The following is a 23,217-nucleotide window of genomic DNA, read 5'->3' on the forward strand; positions in this document are numbered from 1 at the left end:
AGAAATGAAAAAGAAATCTTTTTTAAATAGATATAGTGTGCTGCTTATGGCAACAGCATTTTTGGCCTTCGGTTCTTGTCAGGACGATTTTACCGAAAGACCATCAGAAGACGGAATTAGTTTAGACTCCTATTATAGTACAAACGAACAGGTAACTTCTGCTACGAACGGTATGTACAGTAGAACATGGTTTCAGATGTACAACAAATTCAGATGGGCTTTAGAAGTTGGTTCTGGCAATATGTATTCCGGTTCAGCAGATGTTAGCGGTTTACGAACATTTGCATTGAACGGAAGTGATCCGGAACTTGTAAATGGCTGGGCATCGCTTTGGGCAAATGTGCAGCAGGCTAATATGATTATCAACTTTTTGCCTGCACGTGTTGGCGCAGAGGTAGATGCCGCTGTTTTAAACAATACAATGGGAGAGGCTTATTTTATCAGAGCCACTGCTTATTTCGATTTGGTACGTCTTTGGGGACCGGTGCCTATTATTGAAAATCCGTTAGATTATACTAGTGATCCGTATGTGAACACTAATACAGTTGCAGATGTGTACAAATTAATCGTAATGGATTACTTAAAAGCAATTGAATTATTGGCAGACAAAAACAGAACGTCAAATTATAGTGTAAACGGACGTGTGTCAAAAGGTTCTGCAAAAGCAATGTTGTCAAAAGTGTATTTGTATCAAAAAGATTATACGAATGCGAGAGCTATGGCAGAAAGCGTGATTAATAGCGGTGAGTTCAAACTTTTAGGAGGTGATCTGTTACCGGGTAAAAGCTTTGCAGATCTGTTTACCTATCCAAATAATAATAACGAGGAATCTATTTTTGCTATTCAGTGGAAAGGTGATGGAGCGTACGGATCAGCCAATAATTGTAACACACAATTTGGTTTTGTAGATGGTACTTTATCAACTTCAAATGCATCTTATGGTGGTGTTTTTGGTCCGAGTCAGGAAGTTATATTGTCTTTATACGATTCCGGAGATTTAAGAAAACATGAAACTGTAATGGTAGGAGGAGCGGTTTATCCTACTATAAAAACTTCATTAGGAGTTGGTTTAACAGTTCCTACAGGAAAAGATCTGGCTCAGGGATCTGGTGGTGCGATTAAAAAATATTGTTTAGGAGTTGTTAACGGTAACGAAACAGGTCAAATAGATGGCTGGGCAATGATGGACAACAATACTTATGTAATGCGTTATGCTGAATTACTTTTAATTCATGCTGAAGCCATTTTAGGTGCGGGTTCAAGCACGTCAGATGCATCTGCTTTAAATTCTATCAATCAGGTAAGAAGAAGAGCAGGATTGAGTAATCTTACTTCGGTAACTTTTGATGAAATTTTTCTGGAAAGAAGAAAAGAACTTTGTTTCGAGGGAGATTATTGGTTTGACTTAGGGCGTATTGATAAAGGAAAAGCTATTACTATTATGTCAGCACAAAACAGAGGAGACAGACATGGAGCACGCTTTTTTACGCCAAAGTATAGCGAGGATCATGCAGCCAATGATTTTTATATGGATTATCCGGACAATGAAGTAGCGAAGAATCCAAAATTATTACAAGCTCCGGTTCCGTATACTTTTAAATAATTATTAAAATTTCAACACTATGAAAAATTTAAAAATAAAAAATCTGTTGCATTTCATTGCAGTGATCCTTTTGGCTTTGGGGCTGTTTACTTCTTGCGATAGTAATGACAGCACTCCGGCAGGTGGCGGACCATTAACCATTACAAGAGTAGCGTTGGCGGAAGCAGGCGATTTAGTTCCGGTTGAAACAGGTGATCCAAAAAATTATTACATCATTAGCGGAAGCGGATTCAGCACTGTACAAAAAATTTATTTTAATGATTTCGACACCTACTTTAATCCTGTATTAGTTACAGATACGGAGATTTTTGTTTTGATTGATGAAAAAACACCTTATGCAAATTCTTCGAATCAGTTAAAAATAGTGACCAAAACTGGTTCTATAGTTTATGATTTTGTGGTAAAACCACCAACGCCAAGATTAGGAAGTTACAATCCGATTAATGCCGTAGAAGGAGAAGAAGTTACTATTTATGGTGATTATTTTTTAAATCCTATACTAAAAGTAGGCGATGTTGAGGTTCCGGTGGTTTCATCAACTTTAACTGAAATTAAATTCTTAATGCCGGCAGATGCAAAAGATAAATATGTTACAGTAACTAATATTTCCGGTTCTACAGTTTCTTCAGTTGCTATTGGTTCCGCATTATATGATGATGTTTCCTATTATGGTCTAAGCTTCCCGGATTGGAATAATCATACCTATCCAAAAGACGGAACAGCTGCTCAGGGATTAATTTACATCAAATCAAAAATGACAGCTTTTGGCAGCTTACAGGGAGAATGGTCTTGGTTTGACGAATTAGAGCCGTATGCCGGTATTCGAGTTACGATAAAAGCAGAAAAAGAAGGACAAATAAAATTCTGTTTCAACGGTGATTGGGGTGATTCGACAGCGCCTTTATTAAAGGTAACAAAAGAATGGAAGACATTCCTAATTCCGTGGTCAGCATTATCATCATCAGATCGCGTACAAAATATTACATTTCAAAATATGACAAAAAATGCAGCTGGAGATGGTATCGAAAATACATTCTCTATCGATGACATCGGTTTATATTTGAAATAAGAACAAGTTATTTTATTTTGAGTTTTGTTTTAAGTATTCCCTGATTGTAGTATTAGGGAATACTTTTTTAGTTTATTTAATTTCAATTGTATATAATGAAAAAAATAATTGCACTATTCGTTTTGAGTATTTCTTATTTCGGTTTTAGTCAGGGAAACACACATACACAAGCAGGAGGAAAGTTTGAAGGTCTGGCAATGACACCGCCAATGGGCTGGAATTCATGGAATACTTTCGCAACAAACATAGATGAAAAATTAGTAAAAGAAACCGCCGATATTATGGTGTCATCCGGAATGGCTGCAGCAGGATACAATTATATTGTGCTCGATGATGGCTGGATGACAAAAGAACGCAATGCAAATGGCGATTTGGTTCCGGATCCCGTTAAATTTCCAAGCGGAATGAAAGCGCTTGTAGAATACGTTCATAGCAAAGGTTTAAAATTTGGTCTGTACAATTGTGCGGGTACGCAAACCTGCGCCGGTTATCCGGGAACGCGTGGTTACGAATATCAGGATGCCCGTTTTTATGCTAAGTTAGAAATAGATTTTTTAAAATACGATTGGTGTAATACAAAAGGAATTACCGCTGTAGAAGCCTACACTACAATGAGTAATGCACTTAAAACGGCCGGAAGACCAATTGTTTTTAGTCTTTGCGAATGGGGAGACAATCAGCCTTGGGAGTGGGGCAAACCAGTTGGTAATCTTTGGAGAATCTCCGGAGATATTTACCCTTGTTTTGACTGTGAATTTAAACATCCCGAAAATTGGTCTTCCTGGGGATTTATGAAAATTGCCGAAATGCGAAAAGACATCCGTAAATATTCAGGTCCCGATCATTGGAACGATTTTGATATGATGGAAGTCGGAAATGAAATGAACGATACCGAAGACAAAGCACATTTTTCTATTTGGTGTATGATGGCATCTCCTCTGGTTGCAGGAAACGATTTTAGAAAAATGTCAAAAGAAACACTGGCGATTTTAACTAATAAAGAATTAATTGCAGTGAATCAGGATAAATTAGGGATTCAGGGTTTTAAGCATTCGGCAGAGGATGGCTTAGAAGTTTGGGTAAAACCATTAGCAGATGGAAGCTGGGCGGTTACCTTTTTAAACAGAAGTGAAGTACCTAAGAAAATTAATTTTGACTGGAAAAAGAACCCAATTAAAGATACGGATTTTGGTTATGAAGCTGATTTTAGTAAAACCGTATTCAAACTAAAAGACCTTTGGAAGAATAAAGAAGCAGGGACTACCAAAAAGAATTTTGTATCAGACCTTGCTTCTCATGATGTAATTACATTACGATTAACACCATAAAAGGAATTTATCATGAAACTAAAAGCTAAAATTTTTACAATCATTTTGATGATGGTATTTTCCGTTTCGAAAGCACAGTTTGTAAAACGTCATGGACAATTAAGCGTTGAAGGGACACAATTAGTAGATCAAAATAAACAACCAATAGTATTACGAGGCATGAGTTTTGGCTGGCACAGTATGTGGCCAAGATTTTACAATGAAAAAGCAGTAGATTGGTTAAAAAAGGATTTTAAATGCAATGTCGTTCGTGCAGCATTGGGTGTCGAGTTAGGCGCAATGTCCTATAATAAAGAGCCGCAACAATCGAAAGATAAAATAGAGGCGGTTATAAAAGGAGCAATACAATCAGATATTTATGTAATTGTAGATTGGCACAGTCATAATATCAATTTGAATGAAGCCAAATTGTATTTTGATGAAGTTTCTAAGAAGTATGCTAAATATCCCAATATCATATATGAAATCTTTAATGAACCCGATGATGAAACCTGGCCGGAAATCAAGGCTTATGCCGAAGAGGTGATTAAGGTTATCAGAAAGAATGATCCAAAGAATATTATTTTGATAGGTTCGCCGCATTGGGATCAGGATGTCAATCTTCCGGCAGCAGATCCTATAAAAGGATACAATAACTTAATGTACACTATGCATTTTTATGCCGCTACACACAAAAAAGAACTCAGAGACAGAACGGACGCTGCGATAAAAAGTGGTCTGCCCATCTTTATTTCTGAATCTGCAGGTATGGAAGCCACAGGCGATGGTCCGTTAGATTATAAAGCGTGGCAAGAATATATTGATTGGATGGAAGCCCGTAAATTAAGCTGGATTACATGGTCTGTTTCTGATAAGGATGAAACCTGTTCTATTTTAAAGAAGTCAGCAAAATCCGAAGGAAAATGGAAGAAAGAAGATTTAAAAGATTCCGGAATTAAGGTTCGCGAGTATCTAAGGAAGTACAATCAGTAGAAAAACATTTTCTATTTTTTTTAAAAGCCTGTTTGTTTTAAACAGGCTTTTTTTTGGCTAAAAACTAATGTTATACTGTAACGATAAAACAGGATTGTTGGCAGTTTGAATGCAGTTTGTTTACGTATGTTATTTGTAAGAATATTAACTTCTTTTAGCAAACTAGTTAATGGATTGCTTTTTTAGGTCTATTTTTTATTGTTTTTATATCAACCCCTAAAAATTTAGGGGTGTTTGGTTTTTTTAATTGATTTTTTTGTTTTTATTGTTCTTTTTTGGTGGGTGTTATCGTGTTTTGTGTTTGTTTTTTGAATTTTGTCAGCGTTTTTTGTTGTTGAATTTTTAAAATTAAAACACTATAAATATCAAATAATGATTAAAGTCAAATTAAAATTTGTAATCCGTAATTCTTCATCTAAAACACCAAAAAAGTCAGGTTCAATTCTAATAGTGATACAAAAGTTAATAAATTCGCTAATGAAAAATGATGAGGTTTTAGGGGGAGAATAATAGGTTTTAGCAGTGCATTATATTTTAAATAGATATATAACGATTAACTAACCAGAATCAATTAATTAACTAAAAAACCAATTAACACATGAAGAAAGTAGTCCATGTTTTAGCCGCAATGTTGACCAGTTCATTTGCGTTTGCACAAGACGATACTGAAGCCCCCGCCTCTCCTGTAACCACTTTTGGTGGTTCTGCAGATGCATATTATAAATATGATTTTTCAAAACAAATGAATGGTCTGACGAGCTTTACCAACTCTCAGGATTCTTTTGAGTTGGGGATGGCTTCAATCGAAGCCGGACACCAATTCGGAAAAGCTTCTGTTTTTGTTGATTTAGGATTTGGGAAGAGAGCAGAAGAATTTTCATATAATGAAGAGAATACAAAATTCATAATTAAACAATTGTTTTTTACTTATGAAATGACAGATAAGTTTAAAGTCGTAGCGGGGAGTTTTGGAACTCATTTTGGATATGAGCTGTTAGATGCCGTAGACAATAAAAATTACAGCATGTCGTATGCTTTTACATGTGGGCCATTTTTTAATACAGGAGTAAAGGCGCAATATACATCCGGTAAGTTTACTGCGATGGCAGGGATTACAAATCCTACTGATTTTAAATCAGCAATGGATTCGGGCTCAGCGCAAAAAACATACATCGCGCAATTGGGTTATATCGCAGACACAGGGAGTGCCTATCTGAATTTTACAACTGGAAGTACTAATCCTATTCCGGGAACTTCAATTGCAGTATCAGATGAAAATAAAACACAAATTGATTTTGTGGCATCGAAAACAATAACAGATGCATTTTCTCTTGGTTTTAATGGTACCTATGCCTCGACAAAACACGATTTTGATAAAGAACTCGATGGAGACTGGTTTGCATTAGTTGGTTATGCAGCTTATTCTTTTAAAGAATCATTGAGTTTGCATTACAGAATGGAATATTTCGATGCCAAAAAAGCGGCTCCAAGTTTAGGAACTTTAAGTGGTGCGAGTATTTTTGCGAACACGGTTTCATTGAATTATAAAGTTGGAAAACTAACTATAATTCCGGAGTTAAAATACGATGCTGCATCAGAAGATATTTTTCTGGATAAAGATGCTTTACCAACAGGAGGATCATTTTTTGCACTATTAGCGACAACATACTCTTTTTAGAGATAAAGACTGATATTTTTTTTTTTTTTGGAGCTGTCAAAACATACTAATGTTTTGGCAGCTTTTTTATTGCTGTGAAAAATGTCCTAATCTGGTATTTTTTAGAATTATTAAGATTTTGATAATGTGTTACTTTGTCTTGTAAATAAGTAGAGATTTATACGATGTTAAAAATCTACTTTAGTTATAAGTCATTTTTAGGATATTGACTTGTGCTTAATAATTATTAAAATTCCTAATTTATGAAAAAACAATTACATGTTTTAATTGCAATTTTAGCAAGCTCTTTTGCATTTGCACAAGATACCGAAACACCAATTTTTTCCGGAATTACATTCGGCGGTTCTGCAGATGCGTATTACAAATATGATTTTTCGAAACAAGATAATGGATTATCGAGTTTTACCAATACACAGGATTCATTTGAAATAGGAATGGCTTCTATTAATGCAGGTCATTCGCTTGGAAAAGCATCCGTTTTTGTTGATTTGGGTTTTGGAACAAGAGCAGAACAGTTTTCTTATAATGAAAAAGATACAAAATTTATAGTAAAACAATTAACCTTTACTTACGATATTACGGATAAGTTTAAAGTAGTAGCAGGTAGTTTTGGAACTCATATCGGGTACGAAGTGTTAGATGCGGTAGATAATAAGAATTATAGTATGTCGTACGCCTTTTCATGTGGACCATTTTTTAATACAGGAGTAAAAGCGCAATATACGTCAGGTCAGTTTACGGCAATGGCAGGAATTACAAATCCAACTGATTTTAATTCAGCACTGGATTCAGGTTCTAAGAAAAAAACATATATAGGTCAATTAGGTTATGTGGCAGATAAAGGAAGTGTTTATCTTAATTTTACAACCGGAACTGCTAATCCTTCTCCTGGAAGTGAAATACCTTTGCCTAACGAGAGAAAAACAGAATTTGATTTGGTTGCATCCAGAGAAATTACAGATTCATTTTCTTTAGGATTTAATGGAGTATATGCAAAGACTACTAATGAAATGGATAAAGAATTAGGCGGGGAATGGTATTCATTAGTAGGCTATGCTAATTATTCTTTTAGAGAATCATTGATTTTAGCATACCGAATGGAATATTTTGGAGCAAAAAAAGCTGCTGCAACTATTGGAAATTTATCTGGAGCAAATGTGTTTGCTAATACGGTTTCTTTAAACTACAAAGTAGGTAAGTTGACCATAATTCCTGAGTGTAAATATGATATTGCATCAGAAAAAATTTATGTAGATAATAATACACTAGCAACCGGAGGAATGTTTTTTGCCCTTCTTGCTACGACATACTCTTTCTAGAGGAAAAAAGGTTGTTTTTTATTTGTTTATTTAGTTGAGCTGCTAGGATAGTGATATTTTAGCAGTTCTTTTTTGTTTTAATTTGGGCTGCTAATTAATCTTAAAAATTTTCAAAATTAGTCTGATTTTCTTTCGGATACCCCAATGTTAAATCCGAGATAAAATAGTAGGAGTAGTGCATAAAAAAACGCGCTTCTTAGAAACGCGTTTATATTTTTTATCCCATTTATGATTTATTGAACTTGTTTTTTATAAATAGAATAAATGGTGTCTATTGTTTTTCGGTCTAAAGTTTTTGTTACATCGGTTTGAATATAATGTAATTTAAATGCTACTATGGCTGCTGTTAGATTTTTGGTGTTGTAACCAATAATTCTTAAGGCATTTTCGATTTTAAAATCAAATGGAGCGGGTTCTAAAACTTCATCCGGCCAAATTCCAAATCCTTTTTCAGCTAAAGTTTTCCAGGGAAAGAAAGCGCTTGGATCTTGTTTTCTGCCTGGAGCAATATCAGCATGTCCTATGAAATTTTGAGTCGGAATGTTGTAATCTTTCTTCAATTTCGTTAATAAAGCGATTAAACTTCCAATCTGTGCTTCAGTAAAGGGTTTAAAACCGTTGTTGTCCAGTTCAATACCAATTGAGCTTGAATTCAAATCCATGTTTTTCCCCCAGGTTGAATTGCCCGCATGCCACGCTCTTAAATAGTCATTCAGCATTTGAACAACTTTCCCATTTTCAGAAATTATATAATGAGCACTAACTTGCGTTTTTGTTTTTGTAAAAGTACTTATAGTCTGCTGAAGAGAATCTTGCGCCGTGTGATGAATAATAACAAAACTCGGTTTTCTCAAATTAAAATTCACAGTTCCAATCCATTCTGTGCTTATACCATTTAATAGAGCAGTAGATCCTGTTTTTGACAAAGAATCTCTCGCAATACCCAATTGTTTTGCATAAGTAGTATCAATAACAAGTGGACTAACAGGAGGTAACGCCTGAGAGTCTTTATTGGTAATTTGACTTTCTAATGTTTTAAGTGTCTGATCGTACTTTTTCTCCGTATTTTTATAAGGATTTGTAGAGCAGGAAGTAATAATAATCGCCAGAATCAGATAACAAAGATTTTTTTGAATCATATTGAATTACGTTGTGATTGTTATATTGAAACGACTATTCTTTCTCTTTTATTGCTTCGGTATCCTCTTTGCTTTCTTTAGATTTTTTCTTCTTTTTAGACTTCGATTTTTTATCATCTTTAAGATTATCCATGAAATTGGTATATTTTTCTACCTGATCCGGATTCAAAAAAGCCGTTATTTTTTTATTGGTAACTTCTCTTAAAGCATTAATCTGCTCAATTTTCTTTTCCTGGCTGCTGCTTTCGTTTTTAAGAAGAACCCCTTGCTCTTTCATGCTGTCTGCTAAAACATTTGTTATCGCAATAGCTTGCAATTCATCCAGTTTTACCTCGGGTTTCATTTGTTCCACAAGCTGAGCTGCTATTTCTTCTGCAGGAGTTTCTTTTTGTTTCTTTGGGTTCGTTTGTTGTGCCTGCATAAGACTTCTGTCCATTCCAGCAGTTCCCATTCCGCCCATTCCGCGTCCGTTTCCGTAGCCACTGCCGCCACCATAGCCATTATTATATCCATTTCCGTATTGAGCAGAAACAGATGTATAGCATAACAAACCGAAAACTAAAAGTATTATAGATTGAATAGATTTCATAAAATGTTTTTGTCTAAAATTAGCAATTGGATGCGGTAAATTTAAGCAGGTTCTCCGTATAAATCAAATTCTGTCGCCTCAATTATTTTAATGTTAACAAACTCTCCTGTTTTTACATAATGCTTAGAAGCATCAATCAAAACTTCGTTGTCAACATCCGGGCTGTCAAATTCAGTTCTGCCCACAAAATGAGCACCTTCTTTTCTGTCGATAATACATTTGTAAACCTGACCAATTTTTTCCTGATTCAAGTCCCATGAAATTTGCGATTGCAATTCCATTATTTCATTAGCTCTCGCTTGTTTTACATCGTCCGGAACATCGTCTTCTAATAAGTACGCATGTGTGTTTTCTTCATGAGAATACGCAAAACAACCCATTCTGTCAAACTTCATTTCCTGAACAAAATCTTTTAAGATTTCGAAATCTTCTTGCGTTTCACCAGGATATCCAACGATCAAAGTTGTTCTGATTGCCATTCCCGGAACAGCAGCGCGAAAATCTTTTAATAATTGTGTTGTCTTAGCCTGAGTAGTACCACGACGCATTGATTTTAAGATAGAATCAGAAATATGCTGTAACGGAATATCAATGTAATTACAAATTTTAGGTTCACGTTTCATGATTTCCAAAACATCCATTGGGAAACCGGTAGGGAAGGCGTAATGCAAACGAATCCATTCGATACCTTCTACTTTTACTAACGCTTCTAAAAGTTCTGCAAGATTTCTCTTTTTGTAAATGTCAAGACCATAATACGTTAAGTCCTGAGCAATTAAGATCAATTCTTTTACGCCGTTTTTAGCCAAACCTTCTGCTTCTTTAACCAGTTTTTCGATTGATTGCGAAACGTGTTTACCACGCATAATCGGAATAGCACAAAAACTGCAAGGTCTGTCGCAGCCTTCTGCAATTTTAAGATAAGCGTAGTTTTTAGGAGTTGTAGTTAAACGTTCTCCTAATAATTCGTGTTTATAATCTGCTCCTAAAGCTTTTAATAGCTGAGGTAATTCTGTAGTACCAAAATATTGATCTACATTAGGAATTTCTTTTTCTAAATCAGGTCTGTAACGTTCAGAAAGACATCCTGTCACAAAAACCTTATCAACTAAACCTTTGTCTTTTTTATCAGCATATTCCAAAATCATGTTTACTGATTCTGCCTTGGCATTGTCAATAAAACCACAAGTGTTTATTACAATAATGTTTCCTTCTTCGGCTGCAGGTGCTTCATGTGCTACATCTTTTCCGTTTGCACGAAGCTGTCCCATCAACACTTCACTGTCATATACATTTTTCGAACACCCAAGAGTGATTACGTTAATTTTGTTCTTTTTTAAAGACTTGGTTCTCATACTTTTATAAATTGGAGTGCAAAATTACACTTTTTTTATCCAAACACCACTTGTTTCGGTTTCTTTTGTTGTTTTTTCTAGCGCTAGATTTGCTATTTATCTTCGTTCTTTGCAGTTGTTTTTATGGAATACGCAGAAAGAATGCCGTTTGGATGGGTTAAAAAAAAACCGTCAAGGCAATACCCTGACGGAAATTAAATTATCTATTTATTTTCTAATTACAATTCAAATAATAAAGTCAAAGAAATATTGTTAAGTTTCGATGAGAAATTGGCGCCATCAGTAAGTCCTGTTGAAAAGAATGCCGGATTCGATTTTCTTTCTAAATAAGAATAAGCTAAATCTACTTTAGTTCCTCCAAAGTTATATCCTAAACCTCCTGAATAGCTGGTTAAATCTCCAATTGTTGTTCCGTTTTTATAAGGACTTCCTTCAAATCGGTAACCACCGCGAAGGCTTAATTGTTTAATTTTATATTCAGCACCTACTCTCAATTCTCCGTTGCTTGTTAATTGCTTGCTAAGATCGTTGTTTACGCCTTGCAAGCCCGGATCATTTGTTGGCTTGTATTTTGTATTAGAGTAATCTTTAATAGCATAATCAACACTAATTAAACCTGATTTTCCAAATACGTAAGCAGCACTAAAAGTTGTTTTTCCGGGAGTTTGTAACTTATACGAATCGTATACATTTACAATTTTAGGATTAACAGATTCATTTATTACTGAACCTCCGTCTGCTTGTCTGCTTGTCGCTAAAGATTGTGTAACTTCATCAAATAACTCGTACCAGGTATTAGATTCGTAAGCGAAACCTAAGCGGAATGATTCTGTAACTTTTGCAATAGCTCCAACTTGAAATGAAAACCCATTTCCATACGTGTATAATTCGTTGTTAAAACGTAGACTTGATATAGTTTCTCTGGTTTCAAGTGGATTATCATTGTCTTCGTAAAAACTGCTTGTTCTTCTATAATCAGTAATATGAACGTTTAAATTTGCTCCTATATAAAGTCTGTCTTTATATGATGTTGCAAGGTTAAAACTTGCTTTACTATTGTATCCTCTTGTGTATACATCGCTTTCGTGATAATAATTTCCATTTGCAGGTACGGCGCTTGTGTATTGCGTATTGTTAGCGTCAGTTCCCTCTAGAGGATCAATTACGTGTCCCCAATAACCTAAGTAAGCTTGTTGTTCTCTGTAATTTAAGTTAGAGAAGTTATTGTCGTCGATAACATTTAACGGAATTCCATTTGCGTAAGAAAGAAAATATTGATCTATAGAATTGTTCGGGTTTGTTCCGAATGCACGAAAACTATTGTCAAAATTATTGGTCTGCTCGTAGGTAACTCCAAGTGCAATTTTTTTCCAATTATTACTTGGATTATTGTCATGAAATACAAATACAGCACCAGCCTGATTTAGTGAAAAAGAATTTTCTTTATCAGAAGCCGGAGTTCCAAAATAATTAGAGTTGTTTTTGATATTCTGATTGCTTAAGGTAAGACCCGCTTGATTGTTTAAGAACACTGCAGATCCTGCAGGATTTACTGATAGTGAAGATAAATCGCCTCCAATAGCTCCAAATGCACCACCCATAGCTCTGAATCTTGCAGTTCCGGTTAAGTTGTCTTGCGCATAACGTACAGCATCTGAAACATCTTGAGAGTATGAGGCGCTGAAAGTTAATCCTGTTATAAGAAGGAATAATACTTTTTTCATTTAGTTTTAATTTTAAATAATTTCGTGTGATTAAGGAGAGTAAGAATTATCTTCTTCCTCCACCGCCAGATGATCTTCCTCCACCGCCACCGCCGCCAGATGATCTCATGCTTCCGCCGCCACTATTCATAGAACGTGATGGACTAGGAGAGTACGATCTCGAAGGAGCATTGTTACTGCTGTTATTGTAGCTTCTGTTTGTGGTGTTACTGCTGCTGTTGGATGATGATCTTCTGTTAGAATAATCGTAGCTGCTATTATTGTTTTGATATTGTCTTTGAGTACCTTGACTTTGCGTTGAACTTCTTCTATTAGTAAAAGTAGGACTTGAGTAAGATCTGTCAGTTGTAGATGATCCTCTTCTAAAGTCTGTTCCACTGCTTTGTCTGTTCGTGGTGTAGCTGCCTCTGTTAGTTGTATAAGTGTTAGAGCTGTTTCTATTGGTGAAGTTTCTGCCAGAATAGTTTCTGTTTGTAGAATAGGATCTGTTTGAAGAATAGTTTCTTCCGTCATAATAGCCGGCAGAACCTCTTCTTCCGCTACTGTAAGCATAGTTGTTGCGTCCGTAATATCCGGAATTGCCCCATCCGTAACCATAGCCGCCACCCCAATATCCAGGGTAACCCCATGCGTATCCAGGATAGCCCCAGTATCCGCCGCCGTAGCCCCAGCCTCCACCGTAGCCCCAGCCTCCGCCAAAGCCCCAGCCACCACCGTAACCCCAGCCACCACCGTAACCCCAGCCTCCGCCATAACCCCATCCGTAGTAAGGATAGCCCATGCCTAATCCCCAAGACCATGAATTGTTTGGATAAACATTTATAGCTACATCGGTATTACCGCTTCCCCAGGCAGGGTAAGAATTTGTGTTGGTTTGAGTGCTGTCGTCTGAATAGCTGCCATAGCTGTCTACGTCAGTAAAAATTTCATTGGGTTGTTCGTCCTCCTGCAAAGATTTGAAGTAATCTTTGTATTGATTATTAGCAGCCGTATTGGTCTGTGCATAGTTGTTGTTATTAGGTCTGCTACCATAAATACCGTCATTATCATGATAAGAGGTGTTTTGGTAAGAACCACACGATGTTGCCAGAAAACTTAGTAATCCAATTACGTATAGATAACTTGAGTTTCGGCGAAGAGAATTAGAAGTTTTCATATCTGTGGTGTTTTTTATTGTTACACATTACAAAAATAGTTAGTTTTGTGCTAACTTTTAGTTAAAATTATTTTAAACAAAATTTGTGCCAAATTATATAATATGAGTAAGAACCTTACTACGAGATCAGAAGATTATTCTAAATGGTATAACGAACTGGTTGTAAAGGCTGATCTGGCTGAAAATTCAGGGGTTAGAGGATGTATGGTTATTAAGCCATACGGATATGCTATTTGGGAAAAAATGCAAGCAGAGTTAGACAGAATGTTCAAAGAAACGGGACATCAAAATGCTTACTTTCCTTTGTTTGTACCTAAGAGCATGTTTGAAGCTGAGGAGAAAAATGCAGAAGGATTTGCAAAAGAATGTGCCATTGTAACACATTATAGATTAAAAAATGATCCGGATAAACCCGGAAAATTAATGGTAGATCCTAATGCTAAGTTAGAAGAAGAACTTATTGTTCGCCCGACTAGTGAAGCTATAATTTGGTCTACTTATAAAGGATGGGTACAATCATACAGAGATTTGCCTTTGCTTATTAATCAATGGGCTAATGTAGTGCGTTGGGAAATGCGTACTCGTTTGTTCTTAAGAACTGCAGAGTTTTTATGGCAGGAAGGGCATACCGCTCATGCTACAAAAGCAGAAGCAATAGAAGAGTCTGAAAAGATGATGAACGTTTATGCGGATTTCGTTCAGGATTTCATGGCGATTCCGGTTGTAAAAGGAATAAAAACCGAAACAGAACGTTTTGCCGGAGCTGATGAAACATATTGTATTGAAGCATTAATGCAGGATGGTAAGGCATTGCAAGCTGGAACATCACACTTTTTAGGACAAAACTTCGCAAAAGCATTTGATGTGAAGTTTGCTAATGCAGAAGGAAAACAAGAGCATGTTTGGGGAACATCATGGGGAGTTTCAACTCGTCTGATGGGGGCTTTGGTTATGACACACTCTGATGACCAGGGATTGGTATTGCCCCCTAACTTAGCACCTATACAAGTGGTTATTGTGCCGATTCATAAAACAGATGAGCAATTAGAGCAAATTACAGCAGCTGTTAATGACTTGATTGCTAAATTCAAAAAATTAAGAATTTCAGTTAAATATGATAACAGAACAACTCAAAAACCAGGATTCAAATTTGCTGAATGGGAATTAAAGGGTGTGCCTGTTAGAATTGCTGTTGGACCAAAAGATCTTGAAAACGGAACTTTTGAAGTAGCAAGACGTGATACTTTGACAAAAGAGGTAGTTGCAGCTGATGGAATCGTAAACTATATAAATGACTTGTTAGAGCAGATTCAATCGGATTTGTTTAACAAAGCTTTAGACTATCGTAATACACATATTACGGAAGTAAATAATTTTGAGGAGTTTAAGGAAATTTTAGATGGAAAAGGTGGTTTTGTATCGGCTCATTGGGATGGTACGGCAGCTACTGAAGAAAAGATAAAAGACCTGACAAAAGCAACAATTCGTTGTATTCCTTTGGACAGTGTAGAAGAGGCGGGAACCTGTGTATTTACTGGGAATCCTTCTTCAAAAAGAGTGTTGTTTGCTAAGGCATATTAAAAAAATATATTTTTTTTTGCATTAGGTGTTGTACATCTTAAAAATAGATGTATCTTTGCATCCGCATTAGAGAAACACACGGTCCGTTCGTCTATCGGTTAGGACGCCAGGTTTTCATCCTGGTAAGGGGGGTTCGATTCCCCCACGGACTACTTTTTTTCTTTGCATGTTGAGTTCTTACACTTAATAAAATTATGGTCCGTTCGTCTATCGGTTAGGACGCCAGGTTTTCATCCTGGTAAGGGGGGTTCGATTCCCCCACGGACTACAAAATTTCAATTTATTAAAATTGAAGAAACTTAGAAGAAAGCTGGTCTGTTCGTCTAGGGGTTAGGACTCCAGGCTTTCGTCCTGGTAACAGGGGTTCGATTCCCTTACAGACTACTAAAATTAGTTGTGAATAAGTTTTGTAAAATAAAGGTTGGTGTCTCGATTTTTATTTTATTAGTTAAAACCAAAGTGATTGTTTTTTTTGCAATTGTGGGAGGTTTTTCTTTTTTAACTAGTATTTATAATTATTATTACATCTAAAATTAAAAGAAAATGGCAAATCATAAGTCAGCATTAAAAAGAATCAGAAGTAACGAAAAAAGAAGAGTTCTTAACAGATACCAACACAAAACTACTCGTAATGCTATTAAAGCATTAAGAATAGCTACTGACAAATCTGATGCTACTGCAAAATTATCAACTGTAATTTCTATGATTGATAAATTAGCTAAAAAGAACATCATTCATGATAATAAAGCTTCAAACTTGAAGTCTAAATTAACTAAACATGTTGCTAAATTGTAATTAATTACAATTTCCTAAAAAATATAGAAAGTCCTCTTTTAGAGGACTTTTTTGTTTTTACAGAGATTGTGAATTGCGTGATTTTCTAACAGTTCTCCTAAACCTGTTAGGTATAAGATGAGTTAGAAAAAAATTAATATTTTAATAAATTTAGAACTAAAAACGTTTAGTATTCAGTATTGAAACAGCATTATTTAAAGAGAATAATTTAAATAAAATACCTTCATAACACCTGATAAAACAATTTTGTACAGGATCTTTTTTTATCTTTGAAACTCAGACTATTTTAATTAGAATGGCTTTATCTTTGAGTCTTCAGAAAATTGACAATCATTATGGAACAGAAAATACATCAGGGAAGAAACGTAAAACGTTTTAGAGAAATGCTTGGCATCAAACAAGAATCATTGGCTTTTGATCTTGGCGAAGAATGGAATCAGAAGAAAATTTCTATGCTGGAACAAAAAGATGTAATTGAAGATAATTTACTTAAACAAATATCAAGTTCATTAAGAATTCCAGTTGAAGCATTTCAAAATTTTAGTGAGGAACAAGCAATAAATGTTATTGCAAATACTTTTGGAGAACATGCCGTTGCATTTAATTATGGGACGATTAGCTTTAATCCAATCGATAAATTGGTTTCGCTTCATGAAGAGAAAATAGCATTATACGAGCGAATGCTAAAAGATAAAGAAGAAATGATGCTAAGAGTTGAAAAATTAATCAAGTAAATTATATCAAAATAATTAATTTTATAATACTAATGGAGTCAACCTTTTTCGGGACAACTCATTTCTAGTAAATATATCTGCCTTAATTTTTTTTATTCGTTATTGTTATCTTTGAACTTTAGGTACTAACAGGTACAACTTTTTTTCAATTGATATTGTACGTATGAAGTTATTTGATAAAGCAATCAATCTTTTTGACAAGTTTATTAAAGCCGATGTGGATTCTGAAAATCGTGCTTATGATTTTTATTTATTATTTGGAGATACAGACGAAAATAAATCTCCCTGGTTAAAATCAAATTGGTATACCATTTTCAAACCTTATTTCGAAACACTTCTTACTCCAGTTGATACTCTTAAAGAAACAGGAATCTACGTTAACAAGTTTAAAGCTGAAAACAGACTGACTAAAAAAGACGGCGAACAATTTATTTACCTTTCTGAAATGAAATTAGGACATTTAAAATGGGACGATAAATCACATGATAAATGGACAATTGAAAATGGTAGTGAAGAATATTTTGAACATTTTGAGCTTTGGACTCCAAGTCGGACAATTTGCGAAAAACGACAAATAGCACCAGATATTTTTATTTCGATAGCGAACCAGAGAGATTTTGATACTAAACGAAATGTTCAATTTGGTTGTTTTATCGTTGTTGCAGTTGCGAAGAGTTTAAAGATTGATGCAAGATCTGTTTTAGCTGAACTTTCAAAGAAAGCAAATATAAAAGCTACAGTTGTAAAAAGTAGAAGGTGGGGCGTACCCGAAAAAAATGGAAAATGGATTTTTTGTAATGGAATTCAGGATACTTTTAGCGCCGGTATTTACAAAGAACAAGATTTACACTCGATCGATTTTAATGATGTAGAATTTGAACCATTTTGGGAAATAATATATCAGCAGAAAGTATAAAGCTCAAAGTTTCTTAAATAATTTTTTAGTTTTATTCATAATTCAAAATAGCCCTGACAATTTATTGTCAGGGCTATTTTTTTATACTAGTAAAATAGCTTTCTCCCTTAATTGTACGATGAAATTTCATTTTTTCTTATTTGAGTTTATGCAATTTTTTTTAAAAAAAAATAGATCTCCGGTCTATGTAAAATATGTCTTAATCTGGTAGTATTTAAAGTTTTTAAAACTAGACAGCGATTTAAATTTGTGGAGTATAGAATGTAAAAAACTTATTGTTATCAGAACGACAAAAGTCCCCTGTTTTTAGATGGAAGTTGAAGATAACAAAAAAAGATACAGCTTATTATTTTGTTTTGAAAGTGTTTAAAAATAGAATAGTAAGTGAAACACTAGAAACGCTTATGAAAAAGACTACTCAATTAAGATGGATTGTATTTGCTTTGATGTTCTTTCAAAGTTATTTTATGGTAGCCCAGAATTATGTACCATTTACTAAAAGATTTGATAGGGGACTAAAAGGGGATATGTTGATTATTGGTAATAATATTGTGGGCCAACATAAAACAAGGCCTTATAATGGTACTTCAGATAATAATTCCATTAACATGGTTAATATCGATGTGGATAGTGACAATACTACAGTGAATTCCAGTAGTGCTACTTTGAAAATTCCAAAAGCTAATTGTTACAAAATAGTATATGCAGGTTTGTATTGGGGGGCACTTGAACGTAATGCAAGTATTATTGAGCAGGTGAAATTTAAATTGCCAACAGGTGGTTATGTTGACGTAGTTGGTAGCATCATATATGATAATTTTGCATATGCTTGTTACGCTGACGTAACAAATATCGTTAGTAATCAGGCTGATGCTCAGGGTGAGTATACAGTCGCAAACGTTAAGGCAAATACTGGATATGGCGCTGCCGCAGGGTGGTCACTTTTTGTTGTTTATGAAGACCCTACACTTCCTTCAAAATTTATTACTTCATTTGATGGATTTAGTAAAATATCAAATGGAAATTTAAACATACCTGTTTCCGGTTTTACTACGGTTCCGTCAGGACCAGTTCGTGCAAAATTTGCTTTTACTGCTTTAGAGGGTGATCGAAACATTGCAGGAGATTTCTTAAGTATTAATAATTCAAGGATTTCAGTTACTAATGGTGCCAATCAGCCTATACGACCAGTGGCAAACTTTTTTAATAGTACGATAACCCATGTAGATCCGGTAACTGGTATAACAGAGAACTTTATGGATCGTGTTCCACCAAGCACCAATACGATTTCTTATGATGCGGGTGTTTTAAATGTTAATAATCCTCAAAATAGGGTTATACGTAACAATGCTACTTCAGCTAATATTACTTTGGGAAGCTCCGGAGATGTTTACTATTATTATTTTAGCGCTCTTGCTATAGATGTTATTGAGCCTAATATTGCACTTACAAAAGTTGTTAAAAATACTGCTGGTACAGATGTTGGTGGTCAGACAGTAGCATTAGGTGATTATTTGACATATGAAATTGGTTTTCAAAATACAGGTTCTGATGATGCAACTTCATTCACGATTAGAGATGTTTTACCGGATAATGTTATATTTGATTATCCTGCTGGTTTAGGGACTTTACCTAGTGGTGTAACGGTACAAAGTTATAATGTTGCAACTAAAGAAATTACTTTTGCAATTGATGATGCGCTGGTTCGTAAGAACTCTCTAAATCAGACTGTAATAAAACTTCAAATTCAGGTTGATCCTGATTGTAATTCTTATGTAAATGCTTGTTCTGATAGTATTGACAATTCAGCGTATGCAACCTACAGAGGGATTGTAAGTTCTAGTATAATTACAGATGATCCAAGTATTAATTCTAATGTTGCATGTGTTTTAACACCTCAGCCTACTAATTTTGTAGCCGATATTTCTAATTGCCAATTTATTCAAAACGTTACCTTATGTGGTACTAGTATCGATTTAACAGCCGGTAGTGGTTATAACAGTTATACCTGGTATAGCGATGCGGCGCTTACGAATCAAATAGGGACCGGACAAACACTCAATGTAACAAATTCAGGAACATATTATGTTCGTAATGTAAGTGCAACTTGTACTTCTATTACGCAATCTTTTGTAGTCACAGATCCTGGAAATGTGAGTACTAATCCAGTTTCTCCATTTGAAGATGATCATGCAGTATGTCTTAATGATGGAAAAGAATTACCGCATATTATCTTATGTGGTGCTAATGTTTCAAGAAATATTAATATCAATATTTCAGGTACTACTAGTATCGTTTGGGAAAGACTGGATACAGCGAGTTGTACAGCAACATCCAATCCGGATTGTGCTAATGAAGACCCGGCATGTACTTGGAATTCTGTAGGCAGTGGTTCTAGTTATACTGCAAATACTGCCGGACAATATCGTTTAACATTAAATTATACAGGAGGTTGCTTTAGCCGCTTTTATTTTAATGTTTATACCAACTTATTAAATCCGACAGAAACGCATAAAGATATTATTTGTACAACACCAGGAAATATTACAATTGGAGGTGTTTCCGGTAGTTATGAGTACAGTATTGATGGTGTAAATTATGTGCCAAGTAATAGTTTTGATATAGCTACTCCAGGTTTATATACAGCTTATATTAGACAGGTAAATGCGCCGGCAAACAGTTGTATTTTTACCATTTCTAATATTTTAATTAGTCAGCCAATATTTACTGCTACCAGAACTATAGTAGACCCATTATGTTATGGTGGCACGGGAGAAATTCATGTTGGCGCAAATGGAATCGGATCTCAATCTCAATATTATTACAGGCTTCTCGATGCCACAGGAACCCAAATAGATAATGTTGGTCCTATAAGTCAATCTAACTATAATTTTACTAATTTGCCTACTAATGCAAATTATACTATAGAAGTCACTACAGATGATGGTTGTTTTTTTGCTTTATATGCTTACATACAGGGTTACTGGAATCAGCCTTTTATTGCTAATGCTGCATTAATTGAACCTTTAACTTCTTGCGATTATAAGGGAAAGATTAAAGTAATAACGACGGGAGGTAGTGCACCATATTTTTATTATATAAATGGTTCGACAAATTTTCAAACCTCAGATGAAATTGATATTACAGCTCCGGGTGTTTATGATATTGAGGTTTTAGATTCTAATAACTGTGCAATTCAAACATCAATTACGGTTACAGATAATCCAAAACCTGTTTACACGCTTACAAGTACAAACAGTAATTGCTACAATGGTGCTGCTGAAATTAGGGTTACGGTTGCAAATGCAAATGGTTATGCAATGTCTTATAGTGTTGATAATGGTGTAACTTTTCAAAACACACCTCTTTTTTCTAATTTATATCCTGGTACGTATGACGTAGTGGTTAAATATGGTATATCTTATTCACCAGTACCAGGTCAGGCGCCTGTTGTAAAATATTGCGAAGATAAAAGCCAAATCGTTATTACAGGGCCAACTTCTGCTATTTCTGCATCAGGAGGTGTGGCAGGTTTAACAGGATGTACATTGGCTGGACAAGGCGGTAAATTGAGAATTAATAATGTGCAGGGAGGAACTGCTCCTTATGAATATAGTTTTGACGACGGTATTACATGGCAGCCAACAAAAGAAAAAGACGTATTGCCCGGACAATACATTCTAAAAGTAAAAGATGCAATAGGTTGTGAATATACGATTCCTTATAGCGTTATTTTAGATCCTAAACCGTCAGACCCAATAATTACAATTGATCCTCCAGTGTTTAATTGTAATGGTACTGCAACAACTGTGGTAACAGTTACCAATAATAGTTCTGCTAATTTTAGTTATGAATTTTATTTAGATGGTATTCCAAACACACCTATAACAAATACTGTATTTACGAATGTAACTAGCGGAAATCATATGGTTACTGTGGATTATAAAGTTACGAGTGTATCTACGTATAGTAACTTATTAATAGAAGACTTTGGAAGGGGAGATGATACAACAACACCAGGAATTCATCCTGCTTATTGTTGGGAGAAACAGGATAATGTAATAGATTGTAATGGCTCAATTCTATTAAATGATGGTGAGTATGTAGTAACTAAAGCATTATTACCAGATCATGCTAATAATTTTAATTGGGTTTTGCCTAAAGACAATACAGCGGTTATTAATAATACACCTCAAATCGTTGATGGTAGATTTTTAGCAGTAAATGTTGGAGGTGTAGTGCCAATTGGAGGTATTTTATACAAAAAAACAATTGTAGATGTTATACCAAATCAGGATATTCAGGTATCTCTTTATATGCTTAATTTATTAGCACCACATAATAATTTACCATCTCCTCAATTAGCAATAGAGCTTCGGGATGCTAATGGAGTTACTATACCTGGAGCTTCTAAAACTACAGCGCTTATTCCGAGAGATGGACAGTGGCATGACTCCACAACCTTAGGAAATGGTCAGGTATTAACTTTAAACCCAGGGAATAATACTACTTTAGATTTTGTTATTTTATCAAATAGTCAGGTTATTACAGGTAATGATTTAGCGATAGATGATATTTGGGTTCGTCAGATCCCGGAATCTTGTCTTTCTACAAAAGATTTTCCTTTTGTTGTTCCAACGGACAAAGCTTTTAAAGCGTCAGTGACAGGTTTTAAAGATGTTAGTTGTTTTGGCCAAAGTAATGGAGAAGTAACTATTACGGCAGAAAACTTTAAACCATCTTATGGTTTTGATTATTCATTAGATAATGGAACTACCTGGATTAATTCTATGGTTTCACCCGTTACTATTACAGGATTATCGGCTACAAATTATAACATACAAGTGCGTTATGATGCTTCAGCTTCAACATGTGTTCAGCCCATAGCTCATACAGTAGGTTCACCGCCACTTTTAACGATAAGTGCCTCGGTAACCAGTCTGGCTACTTGTATTCAGGGAGCTACCATTACTGCTACGGCAACAGGCGGAACGACTCCTTATGAGTTTGAATTAAGAGATGCTGCAGGAGTTGCTGTTATCGCACCTTTCCAGTCTTCGGGTATTTTTACCAATGTTGGAGCGGGAGTGTATACGGTGTTCACACGAGATAATAATGCTTGTTCTTCAAGCGCTTCTGCTCAGGTAACGGTTATGTCGCCGGTTTTATTGGCAGCAGCTTTATCGAACAGTTCAAATTTATGTTATAGTTCGACAAGTCCTGCGACTTTAGTAGTTATAGCAAACGGAACAGCTCCTT

The 23,217-nt window shown here is 35.1% G+C and carries 15 protein-coding genes, 3 tRNA genes and 1 pseudogene; 14 read left to right on the forward strand and 5 right to left on the reverse strand.

Annotated features, from left to right (window positions below):
* Positions 1-4 precede the first annotated feature (4 nt).
* The 6 genes from B0A66_RS19745 (at position 5) to B0A66_RS19775 (ending at position 7,969) form a co-directional block, all read left to right on the forward strand.
* Entirely contained in the window at positions 5-1,603 is a 1,599-nt protein-coding gene (locus tag B0A66_RS19745; RefSeq protein WP_089051587.1) for a RagB/SusD family nutrient uptake outer membrane protein, read from the forward strand.
* Between the two features lie 19 nt (positions 1,604-1,622).
* The gene (locus B0A66_RS19750; RefSeq protein WP_089051588.1) at positions 1,623-2,672 is read left to right on the forward strand and encodes an IPT/TIG domain-containing protein; all 1,050 of its coding nucleotides are present in this window, start codon (positions 1,623-1,625) and stop codon (positions 2,670-2,672) included.
* Positions 2,673-2,767: 95 nt separating this feature from the next.
* Complete coding sequence (locus B0A66_RS19755) at positions 2,768-4,000, forward strand: glycoside hydrolase family 27 protein (RefSeq protein ID WP_089051589.1); 1,233 nt, start codon at positions 2,768-2,770, stop codon at positions 3,998-4,000.
* Positions 4,001-4,012: 12 nt separating this feature from the next.
* The gene (locus tag B0A66_RS19760) at positions 4,013-4,972 is read left to right on the forward strand and encodes a glycoside hydrolase family 5 protein (protein ID WP_089051590.1); all 960 of its coding nucleotides are present in this window, start codon (positions 4,013-4,015) and stop codon (positions 4,970-4,972) included.
* A gap of 598 nt (positions 4,973-5,570) precedes the next feature.
* Positions 5,571-6,650, forward strand: a complete 1,080-nt coding sequence (locus B0A66_RS19770) for an outer membrane beta-barrel protein (protein ID WP_089051592.1) — start codon at positions 5,571-5,573, stop codon at positions 6,648-6,650.
* 242 nt (positions 6,651-6,892) lie between these two features.
* Positions 6,893-7,969, forward strand: a complete 1,077-nt coding sequence (locus B0A66_RS19775; RefSeq protein WP_089051593.1) for an outer membrane beta-barrel protein — start codon at positions 6,893-6,895, stop codon at positions 7,967-7,969.
* Between the two features lie 233 nt (positions 7,970-8,202).
* On the opposite strand, the gene B0A66_RS19780 is transcribed toward B0A66_RS19775, so the two are convergent.
* From B0A66_RS19780 to B0A66_RS19805, 5 genes are all read right to left on the reverse strand, one after another.
* Positions 8,203-9,108, reverse strand: a complete 906-nt coding sequence (locus tag B0A66_RS19780) for an N-acetylmuramoyl-L-alanine amidase (RefSeq protein WP_089051594.1) — start codon at positions 9,106-9,108, stop codon at positions 8,203-8,205.
* 34 nt (positions 9,109-9,142) lie between these two features.
* Positions 9,143-9,697 (reverse strand): hypothetical protein, encoded by a 555-nt coding sequence (locus B0A66_RS19785; RefSeq protein WP_089051595.1) that lies wholly within the window; start codon positions 9,695-9,697, stop codon positions 9,143-9,145.
* Positions 9,698-9,738: 41 nt separating this feature from the next.
* The gene (gene rimO / locus B0A66_RS19790; protein WP_089051596.1) at positions 9,739-11,052 is read right to left on the reverse strand and encodes a 30S ribosomal protein S12 methylthiotransferase RimO; all 1,314 of its coding nucleotides are present in this window, start codon (positions 11,050-11,052) and stop codon (positions 9,739-9,741) included.
* Between the two features lie 218 nt (positions 11,053-11,270).
* A complete protein-coding gene (locus B0A66_RS19800; protein WP_089051598.1) occupies positions 11,271-12,776 on the reverse strand; it encodes an OmpP1/FadL family transporter in 1,506 nt (501 codons plus the stop codon).
* 46 nt (positions 12,777-12,822) lie between these two features.
* Entirely contained in the window at positions 12,823-13,932 is a 1,110-nt protein-coding gene (locus B0A66_RS19805) for a hypothetical protein (RefSeq protein ID WP_089051599.1), read from the reverse strand.
* 102 nt (positions 13,933-14,034) lie between these two features.
* Between B0A66_RS19805 and proS the strand changes: the two genes are divergently transcribed.
* From proS to B0A66_RS19845, 8 genes and pseudogenes are all read left to right on the forward strand, one after another.
* Positions 14,035-15,513: a proline--tRNA ligase gene (gene proS / locus B0A66_RS19810; RefSeq protein WP_089051600.1), complete on the forward strand. Its 1,479-nt coding sequence runs from the start codon at positions 14,035-14,037 to the stop codon at positions 15,511-15,513.
* An 80-nt stretch (positions 15,514-15,593) separates the two neighbouring features.
* A tRNA-Glu gene (locus tag B0A66_RS19815) sits at positions 15,594-15,665 on the forward strand.
* 44 nt (positions 15,666-15,709) lie between these two features.
* A tRNA-Glu gene (locus B0A66_RS19820) sits at positions 15,710-15,781 on the forward strand.
* Between the two features lie 44 nt (positions 15,782-15,825).
* Positions 15,826-15,897, forward strand: a tRNA-Glu gene (locus B0A66_RS19825).
* Positions 15,898-16,056: 159 nt separating this feature from the next.
* Positions 16,057-16,308 carry a 30S ribosomal protein S20 gene (gene rpsT / locus B0A66_RS19830; protein ID WP_089051601.1) on the forward strand — a complete coding sequence of 84 codons (252 nt, stop codon included), beginning with the start codon at positions 16,057-16,059 and terminating at the stop codon, positions 16,306-16,308.
* Between the two features lie 335 nt (positions 16,309-16,643).
* Positions 16,644-17,042, forward strand: a complete 399-nt coding sequence (locus tag B0A66_RS19835; RefSeq protein ID WP_089051602.1) for a helix-turn-helix domain-containing protein — start codon at positions 16,644-16,646, stop codon at positions 17,040-17,042.
* A gap of 163 nt (positions 17,043-17,205) precedes the next feature.
* Positions 17,206-17,958, forward strand: a complete 753-nt coding sequence (locus B0A66_RS19840) for a hypothetical protein (protein WP_089051603.1) — start codon at positions 17,206-17,208, stop codon at positions 17,956-17,958.
* Between the two features lie 404 nt (positions 17,959-18,362).
* Positions 18,363-23,217 (forward strand): annotated as a pseudogene (locus B0A66_RS19845) (hypothetical protein); the annotation flags it as partial.

It is taken from the genome of Flavobacterium hercynium, assembly GCF_002217285.1.
Taxonomy (GTDB): domain Bacteria; phylum Bacteroidota; class Bacteroidia; order Flavobacteriales; family Flavobacteriaceae; genus Flavobacterium; species Flavobacterium hercynium.

Bases quoted from the DNA above. Each gene is read 5' to 3' on its own strand.
- B0A66_RS19745 (WP_089051587.1), top strand. From the start codon at position 5: ATGAAAAAGAAATCTTTTTTAAATAGATATAGTGTGCTGCTTATGGCA.
- B0A66_RS19750 (WP_089051588.1), top strand. From the start codon at position 1,623: ATGAAAAATTTAAAAATAAAAAATCTGTTGCATTTCATTGCAGTGATC.
- B0A66_RS19755 (WP_089051589.1), top strand. From the start codon at position 2,768: ATGAAAAAAATAATTGCACTATTCGTTTTGAGTATTTCTTATTTCGGT.
- B0A66_RS19760 (WP_089051590.1), top strand. From the start codon at position 4,013: ATGAAACTAAAAGCTAAAATTTTTACAATCATTTTGATGATGGTATTT.
- B0A66_RS19770 (WP_089051592.1), top strand. From the start codon at position 5,571: ATGAAGAAAGTAGTCCATGTTTTAGCCGCAATGTTGACCAGTTCATTT.
- B0A66_RS19775 (WP_089051593.1), top strand. From the start codon at position 6,893: ATGAAAAAACAATTACATGTTTTAATTGCAATTTTAGCAAGCTCTTTT.
- B0A66_RS19780 (WP_089051594.1), bottom strand. From the start codon at position 9,108: ATGATTCAAAAAAATCTTTGTTATCTGATTCTGGCGATTATTATTACT.
- B0A66_RS19785 (WP_089051595.1), bottom strand. From the start codon at position 9,697: ATGAAATCTATTCAATCTATAATACTTTTAGTTTTCGGTTTGTTATGC.
- rimO (WP_089051596.1), bottom strand. From the start codon at position 11,052: ATGAGAACCAAGTCTTTAAAAAAGAACAAAATTAACGTAATCACTCTT.
- B0A66_RS19800 (WP_089051598.1), bottom strand. From the start codon at position 12,776: ATGAAAAAAGTATTATTCCTTCTTATAACAGGATTAACTTTCAGCGCC.
- B0A66_RS19805 (WP_089051599.1), bottom strand. From the start codon at position 13,932: ATGAAAACTTCTAATTCTCTTCGCCGAAACTCAAGTTATCTATACGTA.
- proS (WP_089051600.1), top strand. From the start codon at position 14,035: ATGAGTAAGAACCTTACTACGAGATCAGAAGATTATTCTAAATGGTAT.
- rpsT (WP_089051601.1), top strand. From the start codon at position 16,057: ATGGCAAATCATAAGTCAGCATTAAAAAGAATCAGAAGTAACGAAAAA.
- B0A66_RS19835 (WP_089051602.1), top strand. From the start codon at position 16,644: ATGGAACAGAAAATACATCAGGGAAGAAACGTAAAACGTTTTAGAGAA.
- B0A66_RS19840 (WP_089051603.1), top strand. From the start codon at position 17,206: ATGAAGTTATTTGATAAAGCAATCAATCTTTTTGACAAGTTTATTAAA.